The sequence below is a fragment of the Thalassospira sp. MCCC 1A01428 genome, from assembly GCF_002115825.1.
GTDB lineage: Bacteria > Pseudomonadota > Alphaproteobacteria > Rhodospirillales > Thalassospiraceae > Thalassospira.
This window is the reverse complement of the sequence record NZ_JFJZ01000011.1, coordinates 39,021-57,809: the sequence shown is the minus strand read 5'-3', so window position 1 is coordinate 57,809 and position 18,789 is coordinate 39,021. Positions and strand designations below refer to the sequence as shown.

Sequence of the window (18,789 nt, the reverse complement as noted above, 5' to 3'; positions counted from 1 at the left end):
TCATGCTGAGTGTTGAAAACATCGATCTATTCTATGGGGCGTCCCATGCACTGCGCTCGGTTTCACTGACGGCGGAAACCGGCAAGGTAACGGCGGTTCTGGGCCGCAACGGGGTGGGCAAAACATCGTTGATGCGCGCTGTTGTCGGCCAGCACCCGATAGCCAGTGGCGATATTGTCTGGGAAGGTAAAAAAATATCGCGGGATCCGTCGTGGAAACGATCCGCAGCGGGGATTGCCATTGTCCCCCAGGGGCGCGAGGTTTTTCCGCTTTTGACGGTTAAGGAAAATCTTGAAACCGGTTTTGCGGCCTTGCCCCGGCCGCTACGTCATATCCCCGATGAAATTTTTGATCTGTTTCCCGTTTTGCGCGACATGCTGGGGCGGCGCGGCGGCGATTTGTCGGGCGGGCAGCAGCAGCAACTGGCAATTGGCCGCGCCCTTGTGACCCGGCCCCGCTTGCTTGTCCTTGATGAACCAACCGAAGGCATTCAGCCCTCGATCATCAAAGACATTCAGCGCGTGATCAAACAATTGGCAGATCGGGGCGACATGGCGATTTTGCTGGTCGAGCAATATTTTGATTTTGCACATGAACTTGCCGATGAAATCATTGTGCTGGAACGCGGCGAAGTGGTGCTGGCGGGGGCGAAAAATGAACTGGACCGGGAAAATGTTCGCACCTATCTGACCGTTTGATCAGCACCTGCCTAATTTTCGCGCATGAACAACACGCGCGATTGTCTGTTTGCGCGCCAAAAAACGCCTTAATGCGCCGAGGTTGGCCGGGTATCGGTTCTGGCCTGGATTTTGCTAATGTGTTGCTTGCTGCTGTTGGTGGCAAAGTTGAAACGGCGTTGGGTGGGCCTGTGCAGTTAGGCAAGATTGAAAGTTCCGCGCTTGACGACACCGCGATTTCGGCGGTAGTGCGCCCGGAAACAAAGGTGCACCCCGATTGCTTGGCGCGCCCGATTGTGACCGATGGGCGGGCGGAAGTTTCTTTCAAGGCGGCACATCATCCCGGCCAGCCTTCGGCCCTGAATCATCTGTTTTATCGTGATCCGATGAAGATGCTGTTTCCGCGCACCCAGCCCGGCGATATTAGCCAGGCGGTGCTGGTGACCACATCGGGCGGTATGGTTGGCGGCGATCAACTGGCGTTTTCGGGCCGGGCGGGTGAAAATACCCAATTACAACTGACTGCGCAGGCGGCAGAAAAAGTTTATCGGTCATTAGGGCCGGATGGCAAAATGACGGTCGATCTGACCGCCGAAGATGGCGCGTGGCTGGAATGGTTGCCCCAGGAAACGATTTTGTTTGATGGTGCCCGTTTGCGCCGCACAACATCGGTTTCTGTTTTCGGTTCTGGCCGGGTTCTGGCCGGGGAAATAATGGTTTTTGGCCGTTTGGCCCGGGGCGAGGTTTTTTCGCACGGTCTGGCGCGTGATGCCTGGGATGTTTCCCTTGATGGTCGCCCCATATGGCGTGATGCGTTGCATCTGGATGGCGATATTTTACGGGTGCTGGATCATCCGGCAAGTTTTAACGGGGCGCGGGCCAGTGCCACGGCGATTTTCACCGGTCGGGGGGCCGAAAATCAGCTTGAGGTTGCCCGCGAATGCCTAAAGGGCGCTGCGCAACAGGGGGGCGGGGTTTTGGCGGCGGCAACCGCAATGACAAATATTGTCATTGTGCGGTGGCTGGCGGTTGAACCGATGCGGTTGCGCAGCGCCTATGGCGCCTGGTGGGCGATGTTTCGCCATAAGGTAAATCATCTTCCGGCGCGCTTGGCGCGCATGTGGGAGATTTAAGCGATGCAGAACGGCTTGCACGAAAAAGGGAGGGCACCATGAACCTGATGCCACGCGAAAAAGACAAATTACTGGTCGCGATGGCCGCAATGGTGGCCCGTCGGCGGCTGGAACGGGGCGTAAAGCTGAATTACCCCGAAGCCATCGCCCTGATTACGGATTACGTGGTCGAGGGCGCGCGCGACGGCGTATCGGTGGCCGAATTGATGCGTGACGGGGCCACAGTTTTGACCCGCGATCAGGTGATGGAGGGCATTGCCGAAATGATCCATGACATTCAGGTCGAAGCGACCTTTCCTGACGGGGTCAAGCTCGTTACCGTTCATGAACCCATTCGCTAGGAAAGGTGCGTTTTTATGATCCCCGGTGAAATTATAACAGCACCCGGTACCCTGACCTTAAACGAGGGCCGTGAAACCGTTTCTATAACGGTATCAAATACCGGTGACCGCCCGGTGCAGGTGGGGTCGCATTATCATTTTTACGAAACCAACTCCGGCCTTGATTTTGACCGTGAAGCCGCACGGGGCTGCCGCCTTGATGTTCCTGCGGGCAGTGCCGTGCGGTTCGAACCGGGCCAAACCCGCGAAGTCACCCTGGTCAAATATGTCGGCAAAGGTGTGGTTTACGGCTTTAATGGCAAAATTAACGGCGCGTTGGGGGACTGAACATGGCCTATGAAATTGATCGTTCATCCTATGCTGCCATGTTTGGCCCGACCGTGGGCGACAAAGTGCGCCTTGCTGATACCGACCTGATTATCGAAGTTGAAAAAGACTTCACCACCTATGGTGAAGAAGTCAAATTTGGCGGCGGCAAAGTGATCCGCGACGGTATGGGGCAGTCACAAGCGTCGCGCGCCGAAGGGGCTGTGGATACCGTTATTACCAACGCGCTGATTCTGGATTACTGGGGCATTGTAAAGGCCGATATTGGCCTGCGTGATGGCCGCATTGCTGCCATTGGCAAAGCAGGCAACCCCGATATTCAGCCCGATGTGGATATTATTATTGGTCCGGGTACCGAAGTGATTGCCGGTGAGGGAAATATTATCACCGCAGGCGGTATTGACGCGCATATTCACTGGATTTGCCCGCAACAGGCGGATGAAGCCCTGTATTCTGGTGTAACCACGATGTTGGGTGGGGGCACCGGCCCGGCAGCGGGTACGAACGCTACCACCTGCACCCCCGGCCCGTGGCATATTGCCCGCATGTTGCAAGCCGCCGACGGTTTGCCGGTTAACGTTGGTTATTTTGGCAAGGGCAACGCCACCCTGCCTGCCGCCCTGATCGAACAGGTAAAAGCAGGTGTTTGCGGATTAAAGCTGCATGAAGACTGGGGCACCACCCCGGCCACGATCGATGCTTGCCTGTCGGTTGCCGATGATCTTGACGTGCAGGTGATGATCCATACCGATACGCTTAATGAAAGCGGCTTTGTCGAACATAGCCGGGCCGCGTTCAAGGGCCGAACCATTCATACCTTCCACACCGAAGGGGCCGGGGGCGGCCATGCGCCAGACATTATCAAGCTGTGCGGCGAAGCCAATGTTTTGCCCAGCTCCACCAACCCGACACGGCCCTTTACGGTTAATACCATCGACGAACATCTTGATATGTTGATGGTTTGCCATCATCTCGATCCGAAAATTCCCGAAGATGTGGCCTTTGCCGAAAGCCGTATTCGCCGCGAAACCATTGCGGCTGAAGACATTTTGCATGATCTGGGCGCGTTTTCGATTATTTCGTCCGATAGTCAGGCGATGGGCCGGGTGGGCGAGGTGATTTGCCGCACCTGGCAAACGGCTGACAAGATGAAAAAGCAGCGTGGCAATTTGCCCGAAGACGGCGACGGAAACGACAATTTCCGCGCCAAGCGCTATATCGCCAAATACACCATCAACCCCGCGATTGCCCAGGGCATTGCCAGCCATGTCGGTTCGATCGAGGTGGGTAAAATCGCCGATCTGGTGGTGTGGAAACCGATGTTTTTTGGCGTGAAGCCCGATATGATCCTGAAGGGCGGCATGATCATGGGGGCTGCTATGGGCGACCCGAATGCCTCTATCCCCACCCCGCAGCCAGTGCATTACCGGCCGATGTTCGGGGCTTTTGGCGGGGCGCTGACCAAATCATGCTTTACCTTTGTGTCCCAGGCCGGGATCGATGCCGGGATCGCCGCCGAATTTGGCTTGCAACGTCAGTTGTTGCCGGTATCGAATACGCGCAATATCGGCAAAAAGGACATGAAGTTGAACGATACCTTGCCAAAAATTGATGTCGACCCGGAAACCTATCAGGTTCATGCGGACGGGGTGCATCTAACTTGCCAACCGGCAACCGAAGTGCCGATGGCACAACGTTACTTCCTGTTTTAAGGGGCGGGATCATGCGGCGCGCCATTGAACATATTCCCGTCGGGCAAAACCATGCCGCTGAAGTGCGCGGGACGGTAACGCTGGCCTTTGCTGACCGGCACCGGCGGCGCATTCGCCTGCTTGATGATGCGGGCGCGCCCTTTTTGCTGGATCTGCCTCATGCGGTGCGTTTGGGCGATGGCGATCATTTGAAACTGGCCGATGGCGGCGTTATTGTAGTGTGTGCCGCCGCCGAACCGGTTTTGACCATTACCTGTGCCGGCCCCATTGCGGCGGCCCGCATGGCCTGGCACATTGGCAACCGCCATACGCCGATGCAGGTGCTTAAAGACGGGCGCTTGCGCATTATTGAAGACCATGTTTTGCGCGATATGATCATTGGCCTTGGCGGTGTGGTTGACAGCGAAATTGCACCCTTTGACCCCGAACGCGGGGCCTATCATGGCCTCGGCGGTAATGCGCAGGAAAATGGCCATCATCATGGCCATGACCACGATTTCTTTGCCGATGCTGATCACGGGGACGCGGGGGATGCGACGGGGCCCATTGCTGTTCCCCGCCATGGTCAAAGCGACAGTCACAGTCACAGTCACAGTCATGCTCACAGCCATACGGAAAGCACAGGCTCGCACGCACATTCTCATTCGCATGCGGCCTTGCACAGTCACAGTCACACCCGCAACCCTACCGCCGGGGGTGATCATGACCATTGATCATACCGTGCCGCAGCCCCTTAATTCTCGCGGGTTGATGCGCTTGATGACATGGCTGGGGCCGTCTTTTCCGGTTGGCGCCTATACCTATTCGCACGGCGTTGAATTTGCGATTGAGGATGGCCGGGTTGGCAAGCGCGACAGCGTGATAACCTGGGTGGAAGGTGTTTTGGCCTTTGGTGCCGGGCGCATTGACGGGGTACTGTTTTGCCAGGCTTACCATGCCGCCTGCGCAGGTGACCTTGAGGGTCTGATTGCCATTGGCATTGATGCCGATTGCCGCCGGGGCACGGCCGAAATGGCGCTGGAAGCAACCGCTCAGGGGCGGGCGTTTGTTTCCACCCTTGGCCAGGTTTGGGATGATGCCTTGCTGGCAAACTGGGCGGCTTCGATGCTTACGGATGGCCGGTTGCCGTCTTATCCGGTGGCGGTTGCGATTGCCGCGGCGGGGGCGGATATTGATTTGCGTAGCGCCTTAACGGCGTTTTTCCATGCGATGGTGGCCAATCTGGTTTCCAGTGCCGTGCGGCTGGTGCCGCTGGGGCAGACCGATGGTATTCGCGCCATTGCTGCGTTAGAGAACACGGTGGAATTGGCCGTTAAACAGGCCATGGAAACCGACCCGGATGACATTGGTGCCTGCGCGCCGTTGATCGACTGGACATCGATGAAACACGAAACCCAATATACAAGGTTGTTCCGATCATGACTTCTCCGCTTCGCATTGGTATCGGTGGGCCGGTTGGCTCTGGCAAAACGGCATTGCTTGAACGCCTGTGCAAGGCGATGCGCGACGAATTTAACATCGCCGCCATTACCAACGATATTTATACCCGCGAAGATGCCGAATTCATGACCCGCTCGGGGGCGCTTGCGCCGGACCGCATTGCGGGTGTTGAAACCGGCGGCTGCCCGCACACGGCCATTCGCGAAGATGCCTCGATCAATCTGGCGGCAGTCGAAGATATGAGTGCGAAACATCCGGGCCTTGAGGCGATTTTTATTGAATCGGGCGGCGATAATCTGTCGGCGACGTTTTCGCCCGAACTGGCCGATATTACGATTTACGTGATTGATGTGTCGGCGGGCGATAAAATTCCGCGCAAAGGCGGGCCGGGCATTACCCGTTCGGATCTTTTGATTATCAACAAAACCGATCTCGCCCCGCTGGTGGGGGCCGATCTGGGGGTTATGGACCGTGATGCGCGCAAAATGCGCGGGGACCGGCCCTTTGTTTTCACCAATCTCAAGGCGATGGAAGGCCTTGAGGATGTGAAAAACTTTATCATCGAATCAGGGGGGCTCCGTCAATCTGCTGCGTGACATAGAACAAGCAGAAGATCGCAGATGATGGGAGTTCAGCAACACCCGGCCCGAAAGGGTCGGGTGTTTGTTTTTTTGCGATTCGCGCAAAAGTTGGGCTGTCGGGCGAGTTTTCGCCGGCGCGAGCGGAATTTCGCCAGATATTGAAACATGTCTGCTTGAGTGATTTTTATGATTTCCCCATAAATTCAATATCTTGTTCTGTTTTCAGGAAAGTTCAGGATTTTGAACTTTTGCACAGGAAAATGCCCAAGCCTTCACGATAGTCTCTGCATGTTCGGTTTTCCCCACCTGTTATGTGGACCTGTCAGGAGAAGGATGTGTTTTCCCACAGCGAAATTGTCGAATTGCGCGGCAATGGCTCTATCTTGTTGATTGGCCGTCCCATCAGATTTGGTCAGCTCAATCGTTTTGATGTAAGAATGTGCGGCAGCATTGACGATCCGCAGCGTATTGCCGACCGGGTCCGGCATTATGCCTCTCATCCCGGTAACGGGCTTAAGCTGCGTCACTTCTGGTTGTCCGCAGGTGGTGGCAACCTTGCCCCGCGCAATGAGCAGGATATGGTGCGCGATGTTGGCCGTATTGTTGGTCAAGGCGCATGGATGGCGCTTGAAATTGCCGATGAGCGCCGAGTTGGCTGTGCCGTTCCTGAAAAGATCAGTGGCCGGATGACCCCGGTGCTTTCGACACTCAAGGGCCGCAATGTGGCAACGATGTCGATGGACGAAAAATTCGAGCTGACTTTCGAGAAAGTCCCCAATTATTTGGGGGAGGATGTGGCTGAATCTTTTCGGAATCTGGTTTCGCCGGTTGCGCTTGGTGTGTCTGCTGCCAGTCTTGGTTTAATGATCGTCGTTAGCGATGGCGTTATCATCCCCGTTATGGTTGCTCTGGGTTATGCATTGCTGGGTTCTGCCATTTTTACAATTATTGGCGATTTGATTAATGCCATCCGGCTTGTGGCAAATGCTATTGACGATCAAGACCTCGAGCAGGCTGCCGCCTTGTTTGCAAGAGTTACTGCCGAGGTTGTTGTTACCGGGCTTATAACTCTGTTGACTCTAGGTGCCGGACGTGTTGGCGCCAGAATGGGGAAGGGAGGCCGAGGCAGTGCTGAGGGCGAGGGAGCATTCGGTGACACTACCTTAAGGCAAAACAGGCAATCGGGCGGATCGACTAATCGCGATGCCGAATTTCGAGAGAACCTGGATGCACCGAAGCATGAGAATCAGGTATCAGAGCACATCGCTCGAGAGAGGCCGTCGACCGGCTTTAAGGGCAGAAAAGGTCATGAGCTTAAGAATTCAGCATATCAGAAAACTCGAAACTCTGATGGCGTAATTTCTGGTCGCGAATATTCTGGTCATGCCTTAGATCAAATGCAAAATAGGGGTATAATGTCATCATCTGTTGAAAATGCGGTAAAATTTGGAAAACGTAGTGCTGATCCAATCCCAGGTCGAGTTCGGTATGTTGATATGGAAAATAAAGTAACTGTAATTACTGAAAATGAAAAAGTGATAACAGTTATGAGAGGGGCGAGGTGAAATGATGAGAACTGAATATGATGACCGGCAAATTAAAAGAATGAAGGATCAGGTCATAAACTATAAAAATGGGGCAATTGGCTTAGGAGATCTCGTAGAGGATTTGATTTTTTTGCGCGATGCGCTAGATGTTTGCCCAAGTGAATGGGATCATAAATTTACAGAAAAATTGACTGATTTGGAGTCTGTTAATGCTTATCTTATTGAAAAAAATGAACATAAATTAGATCAGGTAACTCAGCCAATTGTAAACGGTGCGATTCAAAAAATTGAATATTTAATTTCAGAACTATAGTCATTCATTAAAACTTAAGTAAGCTGAGCGTGTGATTTTTTGGATAGCATGCCTCGCACCGTCGACGTTCCTATTGTCGCCTTTGCTTTCGGTTTGCATTTCCCTTGGAAAATCCTGCATTTGTAGTTATCCATTACCAATGAATTTGGTGGCCCTGATGTGATGCGGGGCCGGTTTTTGCGTTTGCGGTAGGTCGTATTATGGGCCGCTGCAGGGCTGGCCCGGAAGTGAGGGATCAGAATGAAGACCAAGGACATTGTTTATATCGCCCTTTTTGCGGCCCTGATGGCTGTTTTGGGGCTGTTTCCGCCCTTTGCCCTGCCGCTCACAGGCGTGCCGATTACGGCGCAATCACTGGCGCCGATGCTGGCCGGGGCGATTTTGGGGGCGCGGCGCGGGGCGCTGTCGGTGGTGCTGTTTCTGGTTCTGGTCGCGCTGGGTTTGCCGCTTTTGGCTGGTGGGCGCGGTGGCTTTGGCGTGTTTTTGGGGCCGACCGGTGGTTTCATGATCGGTTGGGCGGTATCGGCCTTTGTCATTGGCTATCTGATCGAGAAATTCTGGGACCGTTTGAACGCAGTGAATACCGCCGCCATCATCGCCTTTGGCGGGATTGTTGTGCTTTATGGGCTGGGCAATGCCTGGGTGGCTGTCGCGGTTGATATTTCCTATTGGAAGGCCACGGTCGGGTCCGCGCCCTTTTTGGTTGGCGATGCGTTGAAGGTTTTTGTCGCAACGGGGGCGGCCCTTGCGGTGCGTCGGGCTTATCCGCTGGTATCGCCTGCCTGATTTGCATGCTTTAATCGGGCCGCCTGTGCGATAAGTGCAGGCGGCTTTTTGCTGGGCGGAATATGAGAGGCCAATGATCGAATTGCAGAATGTCGCGTTGCGCTATGGGGTGCAAAATGTGCTGGAAGATATTTCCCTATCCCTTGGCGAGCGGCGTATTGGCATTGTCGGTGCCAATGGATCGGGCAAAAGCACGCTGGCACGTCTGCTTAACGGGCTTTTGGTGCCCAGCGCAGGCCATGTGCGGGTCGATGGTTTTGATACCGCAAAAGAGGGCCGCAAAGTGCGCGCACGGGTGGGGTTCGTCTTTCAAAACCCGGATAACCAGATCGTTTTTCCCGTGGTCGAGGAAGACCTTGCCTTTGGCCTTAAGCCGCTGAAATTGCCCAAAGACGACGTCAGCCGACGGATTGATACCATGCTGGCGCGCTATGACCTTGGGGCTTATCGCACCCATCCCAGCCATCAACTCAGTGGCGGGCAAAAGCAGCTTTTGGCGATTTGCGGTGTGCTGATTATGGAGCCCGCCTGCATTGTGTTTGATGAACCCACCACTTTGCTCGATTTGCGCAATCGCAACCGGGTGGCACAGGCCATTGCCGAATTGGAGCAACAGGTGATTACGGTGTCGCATGATCTCGACCTTCTGGCCGATTATGACCGTATTCTGGTGATCGATCAGGGCCGGGTGGTGTGTGACGATATCCCGCAAAAGGCGCTGCCGTTTTATGTGGATCTGATGTCATGAACCTCGCCAGCGGCCTGTATCAGGATTGCGCCTCGCGGATCCATCGCCTGCCGGCCGGGCTAAAAGTGCTGGCACTTGTGGTGCTGGGCACGGCGGTGTTTCTTATTCCAAACTGGCAAATTTTGCTGGGCATATTGGCCGCCGTCATTGCGCTTTATGGGGTGGCGCGGTTTTCACCGCAAATTTTATGGGCGCAAATCCGCCCGCTTGTCTGGTTGCTGGTGGTGTTTTTTGCCGTGCAGCTGTGGTTGAATGACTGGCAGGCGGGGTTGGTGGTGGTCACGCGCCTTGCCATCGTTGTGCTGTTTGCCGCCTTGGTGACGCTCACCACACGGGTTTCTGTGATGCTGGCGGCTCTGGAACGCGCCATGCAGCCGCTGCGCTTTGTCGGCATCAATCCGGAAAAAGTCGGCCTCGCCTTTTCGCTGGTGCTGCGCTTCATCCCCGTTATTGCAACCATTTTCCATGATGTACGCGAGGCGCAAAAGGCGCGGGGGCTGGATCGCAATATGCTGGCCCTGTCGGTGCCACTGATCATCCGTACTCTGAAAATGGCCGATGATGTCGCCGATGCGATTGAAGCGCGGAGTTATGATCCTGTCGGACGCAAATAAAAATGCCGGACCTGTTGTCAGGTCCGGCATGAAAGCGGGTCTTGTCGGCTGAATGTTTTAGGCCGTTAGTCCCAAATGCGTCGCATGAAAGCGGATATGGTCTTCGATGAAGCTGGCGATGAAATAATAGCTGTGATCATAGCCTTCCTGCATGCGCAGCGTCAGCGGGTAGCCGCTGTTTTTGGCAGCCTGTTCCAGCGTTTCGGGCTTTAGCTGGTCTTTGAGGAAGCCATCGGCATCGCCCTGATCGACAAGGGCGGGGGTGAAGCCGGTGGGCTGGGCCGTGCTCATTAGCATGGAGCTGTCATATGCGGCCCAATCGGCCTGTTTGGGGCCCAGATAGTTTTCAAACGCCTTTTGCCCCCAGGGCACATTGACCGGGTTGCAAATGGGTGAAAATGCGGTGACAGAGCGGAACTTGCCCGGATTGCGCAGCGCCATCATCAATGCACCATGCCCGCCCATCGAATGGCCGGAAATCACCGCGTTGTCATTAACCGGGAAATGTTCGGCAATCAGGGCCGGAAGCTCGTTTAGGATATAATCATACATCCGGTAGTTTTGCCGCCAGGGTTCCTGGGTGGCATTGACGTAAAAACCCGCCCCTTTGCCAAAATCATAGGCTTCGTTTTCATCATCGGGCACATGGTCGCCGCGCGGGCTGGTATCCGGGGCAACAATGGCAATGCCCAGTTCGGCGGCAATGCGGTGCGCGCCAGCCTTTTGCATGAAATTTTCATCGGTGCAGGTCAGGCCCGACAGCCAATACATCACCGGGACCGTGGTGCCATTTCCCGCCTGGGGCGGCAGGTAAATGGCAAAGCGCATGTCGCAGCCCAGGGTCGATGATGGGTGGCTATATTGTTTGTGCCAGCCGCCGAAACTTTTGGCGCTAGAGATATTTTCGATGCTCATTTCATCCTCCAATTATGCGATTGGGCCGGAAGATTGCTTCCGGCCCAGAATGGCGGCAACTTATTTGGCGGCCGGTGCATAATGGATGACGCTGCGTATGCTTTCGCCTTCATGCATCAGATGGAAGGCATGGTTGATGTCTTCAAGCGGCATGGTGTGGGTGATGAAGTCTGACAATTTGAATTCACCGGCCAGATAACGTTCAACATAATTTGGCAGTTCAGAACGGCCTTTAACCCCGCCAAAGGCCGTACCACGCCAGACACGCCCGGTAACCAGCTGGAACGGACGGGTAGAGATTTCCTGCCCGGCCCCGGCCACTCCAATGATCACGGATTCACCCCAACCCTTGTGGCAGCATTCCAATGCCGAGCGCATGATGTTGACATTGCCAATACATTCAAAGCTGTAATCAACGCCGCCATCGGTCATATCGACAATCACCTGCTGGATCGGCTTGTCGAAATTTTTGGGGTTGATGCAATCGGTCGCCCCCAGCTGTTTGGCGAGATCAAATTTCTTTTCGTTAATGTCGATGGCGAGAATGCGTTCTGCCCCGGCCATCTGGCAGCCGATAATGGCCGACAGGCCAATGCCACCTAGGCCGAAAATGGCAACGGTATCGCCCTTTTTCACTTTGGCGGCATTGGTAGCCGCCCCCATGCCGGTGGTCACACCACAGCCAAGCAGGCAAACTTCTTCCAGCGGGGCAGCCTTGTTAACCTTGGCGACCGAAATTTCCGGCAGAACGGTATATTCGGAGAAAGTCGAGCAGCCCATATAATGGAAAATCGGCGTGCCGTTTTGCGAAAAGCGGGTGGTGCCATCGGGCATCAGGCCCTTGCCCTGGGTTTCGCGGATTTTGCTGCACAGGTTGGTTTTGCCCGATTTGCAAAATTTGCATTCGCCGCATTCCGGTGTGTAAAGCGGAATAACATGGTCGCCCACGGCGACACTGGTCACACCTTCGCCGATGGATTCAACAACCCCACCGCCTTCATGGCCCAAAATGGCCGGAAAGATGCCTTCGGGGTCGTCGCCCGACAGGGTGAAGGCATCGGTGTGGCAAACGCCGGTGGCGGTCAGTTTGATGCGCACTTCGCCTGCTTTGGGCGGCGCAACCTGGACTTCCTCGATCGAGAGCGGTTTGCCCGCTTCCCAGGCAATGGCGGCTTTGCAGGTGATGGTTTGTGCAGTCATGGTAAATCCTTTTCAGACCAGCGGGAATGCATCGAAAAATGCAAAGATATGAAGGAAAGTTTATTTGTTTCCGAGAAAATGTTAATCCCGTATTTATGCAAATAACTTTTACAGTGTGGTAATAATGAATGCGTGGGATGGCATAAGCGAATGTATCGCCGTGGCGGACTGCCAAAGCTTTACCGGCGCGGCAGCCCAGCTGGGCGTTTCGATTGCCCATGTCAGCCGCCAGATCACGGCGCTGGAAACCCGTCTGGGCAGCAAGCTGTTTTACCGAACGACGCGCAAGGTCACCCTCACCGAAGCGGGACTGATTTATTACCAGCATTGCCGCCAGTTGCGCGATGGCCTGGAAGAGGCAGAACGCGCGATCAGCAGCCTGCAAGATACCCCGCGCGGCAAGTTAAAACTGACAGCCCCCACCACTTACGGCGAAAGCGTGATTGCCCCGCTGATCAATGATTTTGTCGCCCGATACCCGGAGCTGGAGGTGAATTGCCGCTTTACCAATCAGAAGCTGGATCTGATTTTGGAGGGGTATGATCTGGCGATCCGGCTGGGGCGACTGGAGGGAACCCCCGGAACCATCATGAGCCAGCGGCTGTCATCGCGCCGTTTATATGTGTGTGCCGCACCGGTTTATCTTTCCAAGCGGGGCGAGCCCCATAGCCTGTCGGAGCTATCGCGGCATAATTGCCTGCCCGGCACGCTGGATTATTGGCGGTTCGAGGAAAATGGCCGCGAACGCACCATTCGCATCCACGGCAGCATCACCGCCAATAGCGGCCAGGCCCTGCTCGATGCCGCGCGCAAGGGCCTTGGCCTTGTGCAATTGCCCGATTTTTACGTTGATCCCTATATCGCCAGTGGCGAATTGGTGCCGATCCTGACACGCTATCAACCGTCTGACGAAGGCATTTGGGCGCTGTACCCCGCCAATCGGCATCTCTCCTCCAAGGTGCGGATGCTGGTGGAGCATTTGGCGCGGTATTTGGGGTGAGCAGGACGGGGCGTGCGCTTTAGGTGCGGATGATTTCGGGGAGGGCCGAGCCGGACCATGTAAAAACCCATTGGTTTCCCTGGCGAATATTTTGCACAAGGTTGGGGCGCAGTGCGACAATGCAGTGCCCTTTTGTCTGACGGACGGAGGGGTAAATCAATCCGTTGCCGCCAGATGCAAGGATGTCTTGCGCCAGTGCTTGCCCGGCAGGATAGGCGATTGCAGGTGATTTATTCAGGATGACATTTTGCGGGTAGGGCGTCAGGTCATGGAATTTGCTGTTAAACCCGGCAATCAGTTCTCGATACGCGGTGGTGTTGTCAAAGATGCCGGTGGCTTCAAGTTCGCGGGTCAGGTGCCATGCGACCTCGGCCTGTGCGGTTTGGATGGCATTTTCACCAAAGGATGCATACCACGCCCCGCGCAGAGGCCCGTTAAACCTGTTACCTTGTGCGCGGGTGTAACAAAAGGCCGCGTTGACATAACTCCAGCCATAACCATCGGCCTCGCTTCGCAGTTCGGCGGGGTCCAGCCCGTCGGGCACCGGCAGTGGGGCCGTCAGCCGGGCTGATGTCAGGCCTTCTATTTCGGCAAGAATATCAAGCTCGTCGGGGCTATCGGCAAGCGGGCTTAGCGCGGGTTCATTAAAATAGGCCGTCGGGATAAGGCGAATTGTATGGTCAGCGTTAAAATCCCGGCATTCAAGGTCGGCGGCATTAATCAAAGCCCACCCCGCAGCGCATCAATATGTTGGCGAACCCGCATCATCGCCGGGATGCCGCCATCAAGCATGATCTGGATCGGGGTTTTGTTGTTAAAGCCTGCACCCTTGTTGGGGGTTTTGGGCCAGCCATAGGTAAGCGGGCCGTTAAACAGCAACCGCAAGCCCTTAAACAGGCCGATTAACAGGCTGGCACGTGTCACCTTGTCCTGATCGAGTTTACCTTGAAAAGACCCTGCTTTCATGCGGCTCCAGGTGGCTGTCGGGACATCAAAAAGTGCGGCGGCTTCGGCATTGGTCAGGCCCCATGCGTTGGCGGTGCGCACAATCGCCTTGACCAGAACGGCTATTTTATCGCGTTCCGTCACGGGCCGCACAATGCCTGCTTCGCCATCACGGATAACGGGGTGAAGCATGTTTTCCTCCATATGATGTGATTAAAGTTATCATATGATAAGAATTGTGCAAGAGGTTTTGGATGTCTGGTTGCTGTTGCCGGGGCGGTGGTTGTGATAAACCGCAATGTATGATGCCGACCCGCTGCATCCCATGAAAATATGACATGTAACGGATCGGTTTTATTCACGGGGATAGATATATTATGCCACCGAAGGTGACATAGACATGAGTTTTACTGCGCCGTCCAGCCGCCATCGACCGACAGGCTGGTGCCGGTCATTTGGTCTGCTGCGGGCGAGCACAGGAAAACCGCCGTCTGGCCGATTTGTTCGGGGGTGACAAAGGTTTTGGACGGGTGTTTGTCTGACACCAGCTCTGTTGCCGCTTCCTCGACCGAGACATTGTTTTTCTCGGCCAGGGCCTTGATCTGTTTTTCCACCAGTTCGGTGCGGACCCAGCCCGGGCAGATCGAATTCGCCGTAATGCCGGTTTCGGCGGTTTCAAGGGCGACAACCTTGGTAAAGCCGACAATACCGTGCTTGGCGGCAACATAAGCCGCCTTTTGCGGCGATGCGACAAGGCCATGTGCCGATGCGGTGTTGATCACCCGGCCCCAGTTTTGCTTTTTCATATGCGGCAGGGCCAGCCGGGTGGTGTGATAGGCCGATGACAGGTTGATTGCGATGATCGCATCCCATTTTTCAATCGGGAAATCTTCGACAAGGGCGGTATATTGAATGCCGGCATTGTTAACCAGAATGTCCACGCCACCAAAATCGCTGGCGGCCATTTTCATCATGTCTTCGATCTGGTCGGGTTTGGAAAGGTCGGCGCCGCTATAAAGTGCTTTGACGTCAAATTCACTTTCGATGCCGAGGCGAATTTGTTCAATTTCGCCAGCGTCGCCAAAACCGTTAAGCATGACATTGGCACCTTGCCCGGCAAGTGCCTTTGCCATCGCAAGGCCGATACCGCTGGTCGAGCCGGTTACAAGCGCGTGTTTGCCTTTAAGCATGGTGGTTCTCCATTGTCCGATGAGGGGGCGTTCGGCGGGTTTGCCCTTATGAGGTAATCCGATCATGCCGCAGCGCAATCGTTGAGGCAAGGAATCACGCGGGGGTTGCGTGCGCCTGATTGATGTTTCACCTTTTCCCGGGATGCGGCAGTGCAATACGCGTAAGCGCGATCAGGTACCAATGCCGTATTTGCGCAGTTTATTGGCAACCGCTGTGTGTGATAGCCCCAATCGGGCGGCAAGTTTGCGCGAACTGGGATAATCGGGGTAAAGCCGTTCCAGCAGGTTTTTTTCCAGAAAATCCATTGCTGCACCATGATTTTCACAAAACAGTGCCTGATCAATCAGAGAGGTTTCGAGGGTGTTTTGCGAGGTCGTGGCGGTTGATCGTGCATTTTCGGGCAAAAGGGGCGCATTTTGCGGTGGCGACGCTGTTTTATCGTCGTATTGCGATGCCGAATGCGGGCCGTAAGCCGATTGCAGGTCGGCGGCGGCCAAAATATCGCCATCAAGCAGGGCAACGGCGCGAAACAGGGTGTTTTCAAGCTCGCGGACATTGCCTTTCCAGTCGCGGGTGACAAGCCATTGCAAGGCATCGCGCGCGATTTTGGGGCAGGGGCGTTCGGTTTGGCGGGCCGCACGGGCGACAAAATTTTGCGCCAGCGCGTCAATATCCTCGCGCCGCTCGCGCAGGGGCGGCAAGGTGATGCCAAGAACATTGAGGCGGAAATAAAGATCCTCACGAAACGTTCCATCATGCGACATGGCTTCAAGGTCGCGGTTGGTCGCGCTGATGATGCGCACATCGGCCGAAATTTCCTCGGTTCCGCCCACACGGCGAAAGCGGCCATCTTGCAAAACACGCAGTAACTTGGCCTGCAAATAGGGCGATAGCTCGCCAATTTCATCTAAAAACAGGCTGCCGCCATCGGCCAGTTCCAAAAGTCCCGGTTTGCCGCCGCGCCGTGCGCTGGTAAAGGCCCCGGCGGTATAGCCAAACAGTTCGCTTTCGGCCAAGCCTTCGGGCAGGGCGGCACAGTTCAGGGCCAAAAACGGTTGGCCGTTGCGTTTGCTGGCCCGGTGGCAGGCGCGGGCAAACAGTTCCTTGCCGGTGCCCGTTTCACCTAAAATAAGCAGCGGCGCATCAACAATCGCCAGCCGTTGGGCCTGGGTTTTAACCCGTGCCAGCGCACGGCTGTCACCAATAATGTCGGCAAATTCGGTGTGATTGCGATCCTGAAGGGCGGTGATGACTCGGCCCAACCGCGCTGCACGGTGAAAAATCAACACCCCGCCCCATGGGGCGTTATCTTCGCGGGGGCCTGTATCATGCACCGGGCTGCCATCCTCGACCTGGCCAATCGGTTCCACCTGCAACAGGTAGGTTTGCCCGCCCAGCGTCACCTCGCGTTCGCTTTGCGAAAAGCCGTCCCGGCGCAGGCTTGCGATATCAGGTTCGGCCAAAATGCTGGCAAGAGGCTGGTCGCGCAGGGTTGTTTTGGATGTACCGGCAATTTTTTGTGCCGCCGGGTTAACCTGCGCAATCAGGCCGTTGGCATGAACCGCAATAACCGGGTCGCCAAGGGCGGCCAGGGTGGCGTGAAGCTGGGCGCGGCGGCGTTCAGTCGGTAAATGGTCAATCGGCTGCGCATTGTGAATGCCAGGTACCCGCATCAGGTGGCGCGCCAGTTCGGCAAAATCATCGGGGGCAAGGGCGGGAATGTCGGCATAGATATGGTGCGGGGTGACTTCAAACGCCCGAATATCCAGCCCGCGCGCCGTTAAGGTGTTTACAACGTCGCGGGTAATGCCAAGGCGGTTTTCGCCGGTGATTTCAAAGCGCATCCGTACACCTTAATTTACAGCGTAAACTATTATATACATATATAAGGCGCTGTTTTTGCGAAAGACAAGCATTTCTGTGGCGTGTGGCGTCGGGTGTGTAAATTTTACGGTACAGGTGTAATTTGCGGAATATTTGTAAGATGTTGAATTCAAACAAAAAGCTGAAACTGGCACGGCGGTTGCGTTGATGAGGGCAGAACAGTTTAAAAAACGGGAGTGCCTTTATGTCTTCGTCAAACCATGCCCATCGGAACGCCAAAGCCGGTTTTGCCACCCGCGCCATTCACCATGGCTATAATCCTGCCAGCCATAACGGTGCGTTGAACCAGCCGGTTTATATGAGCTCGACCTTTGCCTTTGACAGTGCCGAGCAAGGCGGACGCCGTTTTGCAGGCGATGAAGGCGGCTATATTTATTCGCGTATTGGCAACCCGACATTAAGTTTGCTGGAAGACCGCCTGGCAACACTGGAAGGCGGCGAAGCCGCAATTGCCACGGCATCGGGCATGGGGGCGATTACCTCGGTATTCTGGACGTTGATTTCGCCGGGCGACGAAGTGATTGTGGACCGGACATTATATGGCTGCACCTTTGCCTTTTTCCGCCACGGGCTGGAACGGTTCGGGGTTAAACACACCCATGTTGATTTGTCGGACCCGAAAAATCTCGAAGCCGCAATTTCGGATAACACCAAGGTGGTTTATTTTGAAACCCCGGCCAACCCCAATATGCGTTTGGTCGATGTGCAGGCCATTGCCGATATTGCCCATAAACATGGGGCCAAGGTGGTGGTGGATAACACCTATTGCACCCCGTATTTGCAGCGTCCGCTGGAAATGGGGGCCGATATTGTGGTGCATTCGGCAACCAAATATCTGGGCGGCCATGGTGATTTAATGGCCGGTGCCATTATTGGCACAGCCGAGGATTTGACCGATATCCGCCTGGTCGGGCTAAAGGATATGACGGGGGCGGTTTTGTCGCCTCAGGATGCCAATCTGGTTTTGCGCGGGTTGAAAACGCTGGAATTGCGCATGGAACGCCATTGCGACAATGCCGAAAAAATTGCCACGTTTCTGGAAGCACACCCGCAGGTCGAAACGGTTTATTACCCCGGCCTTGAAAGCTTTGCCCAGCATGACCTTGCCAAAAAACAGATGACCCGTTTTGGCGGCATGATCGCGTTTGAGCTGAAAGGCGGAATTGAAGCAGGCCGTAAAATGATGAACAGCCTGCAAATGATTGCCCGTGCCGTGAGCCTTGGTGATGCCGAAACCCTGATTCAGCATCCGGCCTCGATGACCCATTCAACCTATAGCCCCGAAGAACGGGCGAAATATCAGATCACCGATGGCTTGATTCGCATTTCCGCCGGGCTTGAATGCGTGGATGATATTCTGGCCGATCTGGAAAACGCACTGGATGGTGGTGCGGTGAAAATGGCGGCGGAATAAACACGCAAGACATATCAATAT

General features: G+C 55.2%; 21 protein-coding genes. 15 read left to right on the top strand and 6 right to left on the bottom strand.

The window, feature by feature from the left end; all coding sequences use genetic code 11:
• Positions 1 to 2 precede the first annotated feature (2 nt).
• The 13 genes from urtE to THS27_RS11080 all read left to right on the top strand — a co-directional run bounded on the left by urtE (position 3) and on the right by THS27_RS11080 (position 10,219).
• Entirely contained in the window at positions 3 to 698 is a 696-nt protein-coding gene (urtE, locus tag THS27_RS11140; RefSeq protein WP_085590815.1) for an urea ABC transporter ATP-binding subunit UrtE, read from the top strand.
• A gap of 71 nt (positions 699 to 769) precedes the next feature.
• Positions 770 to 1,810: an urease accessory protein UreD gene (locus THS27_RS11135; protein WP_085590974.1), complete on the top strand. Its 1,041-nt coding sequence runs from the start codon at positions 770 to 772 to the stop codon at positions 1,808 to 1,810.
• A gap of 38 nt (positions 1,811 to 1,848) precedes the next feature.
• Positions 1,849 to 2,151 (top strand): urease subunit gamma, encoded by a 303-nt coding sequence (locus tag THS27_RS11130; RefSeq protein WP_085590813.1) that lies wholly within the window; start codon positions 1,849 to 1,851, stop codon positions 2,149 to 2,151.
• Positions 2,152 to 2,166: 15 nt separating this feature from the next.
• Positions 2,167 to 2,478, top strand: coding sequence for an urease subunit beta (locus THS27_RS11125; protein ID WP_085590811.1), 312 nt, complete (start codon positions 2,167 to 2,169; stop codon positions 2,476 to 2,478).
• Between the two features lie 2 nt (positions 2,479 to 2,480).
• The gene (ureC, locus tag THS27_RS11120; RefSeq protein ID WP_085590809.1) at positions 2,481 to 4,190 is read left to right on the top strand and encodes an urease subunit alpha; all 1,710 of its coding nucleotides are present in this window, start codon (positions 2,481 to 2,483) and stop codon (positions 4,188 to 4,190) included.
• 11 nt (positions 4,191 to 4,201) lie between these two features.
• A complete protein-coding gene (locus THS27_RS11115; protein WP_085590807.1) occupies positions 4,202 to 4,903 on the top strand; it encodes an urease accessory protein UreE in 702 nt (233 codons plus the stop codon).
• A complete protein-coding gene (locus tag THS27_RS11110) occupies positions 4,893 to 5,612 on the top strand; it encodes an urease accessory protein UreF (RefSeq protein WP_085590805.1) in 720 nt (239 codons plus the stop codon). The genes THS27_RS11115 and THS27_RS11110 overlap by 11 nt, the downstream gene beginning before the upstream one ends.
• Positions 5,609 to 6,226, top strand: a complete 618-nt coding sequence (gene ureG / locus THS27_RS11105) for an urease accessory protein UreG (protein ID WP_085590803.1) — start codon at positions 5,609 to 5,611, stop codon at positions 6,224 to 6,226. Before THS27_RS11110 ends, ureG begins: the two co-directional genes overlap by 4 nt.
• A 320-nt stretch (positions 6,227 to 6,546) precedes the next feature.
• Positions 6,547 to 7,776 (top strand): DUF4258 domain-containing protein, encoded by a 1,230-nt coding sequence (locus tag THS27_RS11100; protein ID WP_085590801.1) that lies wholly within the window; start codon positions 6,547 to 6,549, stop codon positions 7,774 to 7,776.
• Between the two features lies 1 nt (position 7,777).
• Positions 7,778 to 8,071 carry a hypothetical protein gene (locus THS27_RS11095; RefSeq protein ID WP_085590799.1) on the top strand — a complete coding sequence of 98 codons (294 nt, stop codon included), beginning with the start codon at positions 7,778 to 7,780 and terminating at the stop codon, positions 8,069 to 8,071.
• A 240-nt stretch (positions 8,072 to 8,311) separates the two neighbouring features.
• Positions 8,312 to 8,857 (top strand): biotin transporter BioY, encoded by a 546-nt coding sequence (locus THS27_RS11090; protein WP_085590797.1) that lies wholly within the window; start codon positions 8,312 to 8,314, stop codon positions 8,855 to 8,857.
• 73 nt (positions 8,858 to 8,930) lie between these two features.
• On the top strand, positions 8,931 to 9,605 hold the full coding sequence (locus THS27_RS11085) for an energy-coupling factor ABC transporter ATP-binding protein (protein WP_085590795.1): 675 nt from the start codon (positions 8,931 to 8,933) through the stop codon (positions 9,603 to 9,605).
• Positions 9,602 to 10,219 (top strand): energy-coupling factor transporter transmembrane protein EcfT, encoded by a 618-nt coding sequence (locus THS27_RS11080; protein WP_085590793.1) that lies wholly within the window; start codon positions 9,602 to 9,604, stop codon positions 10,217 to 10,219. Before THS27_RS11085 ends, THS27_RS11080 begins: the two co-directional genes overlap by 4 nt.
• Before the next feature lie 57 nt (positions 10,220 to 10,276).
• Here THS27_RS11080 and fghA read toward each other — a convergent pair whose 3' ends face one another.
• Positions 10,277 to 11,134, bottom strand: a complete 858-nt coding sequence (fghA, locus tag THS27_RS11075; RefSeq protein ID WP_085590791.1) for an S-formylglutathione hydrolase — start codon at positions 11,132 to 11,134, stop codon at positions 10,277 to 10,279.
• 60 nt (positions 11,135 to 11,194) lie between these two features.
• Complete coding sequence (locus THS27_RS11070; protein ID WP_085590790.1) at positions 11,195 to 12,334, bottom strand: S-(hydroxymethyl)glutathione dehydrogenase/class III alcohol dehydrogenase; 1,140 nt, start codon at positions 12,332 to 12,334, stop codon at positions 11,195 to 11,197.
• A gap of 124 nt (positions 12,335 to 12,458) precedes the next feature.
• On the opposite strand from THS27_RS11070, the gene THS27_RS11065 reads away from it, so the two are divergent.
• Positions 12,459 to 13,334 (top strand): LysR substrate-binding domain-containing protein, encoded by an 876-nt coding sequence (locus THS27_RS11065; RefSeq protein ID WP_085590788.1) that lies wholly within the window; start codon positions 12,459 to 12,461, stop codon positions 13,332 to 13,334.
• A 19-nt stretch (positions 13,335 to 13,353) separates the two neighbouring features.
• Here the strand turns inward: THS27_RS11065 and THS27_RS11060 are convergent, their stop codons facing one another.
• The 4 genes from THS27_RS11060 to THS27_RS11045 form a co-directional block, all read right to left on the bottom strand.
• Positions 13,354 to 14,058: an RES family NAD+ phosphorylase gene (locus tag THS27_RS11060; protein WP_246832933.1), complete on the bottom strand. Its 705-nt coding sequence runs from the start codon at positions 14,056 to 14,058 to the stop codon at positions 13,354 to 13,356.
• Positions 14,055 to 14,471, bottom strand: a complete 417-nt coding sequence (locus tag THS27_RS11055; protein WP_210402885.1) for an antitoxin Xre-like helix-turn-helix domain-containing protein — start codon at positions 14,469 to 14,471, stop codon at positions 14,055 to 14,057. Before THS27_RS11055 ends, THS27_RS11060 begins: the two co-directional genes overlap by 4 nt.
• A gap of 215 nt (positions 14,472 to 14,686) precedes the next feature.
• Positions 14,687 to 15,469, bottom strand: coding sequence for a 3-hydroxybutyrate dehydrogenase (locus THS27_RS11050; RefSeq protein WP_085590785.1), 783 nt, complete (start codon positions 15,467 to 15,469; stop codon positions 14,687 to 14,689).
• Between the two features lie 171 nt (positions 15,470 to 15,640).
• Complete coding sequence (locus tag THS27_RS11045; RefSeq protein WP_085590783.1) at positions 15,641 to 17,314, bottom strand: sigma 54-interacting transcriptional regulator; 1,674 nt, start codon at positions 17,312 to 17,314, stop codon at positions 15,641 to 15,643.
• A 224-nt stretch (positions 17,315 to 17,538) separates the two neighbouring features.
• On the opposite strand from THS27_RS11045, the gene THS27_RS11040 reads away from it, so the two are divergent.
• Complete coding sequence (locus THS27_RS11040) at positions 17,539 to 18,768, top strand: methionine gamma-lyase (protein ID WP_085590782.1); 1,230 nt, start codon at positions 17,539 to 17,541, stop codon at positions 18,766 to 18,768.
• The last annotated feature ends 21 nt before the right edge of the window (positions 18,769 to 18,789 follow it).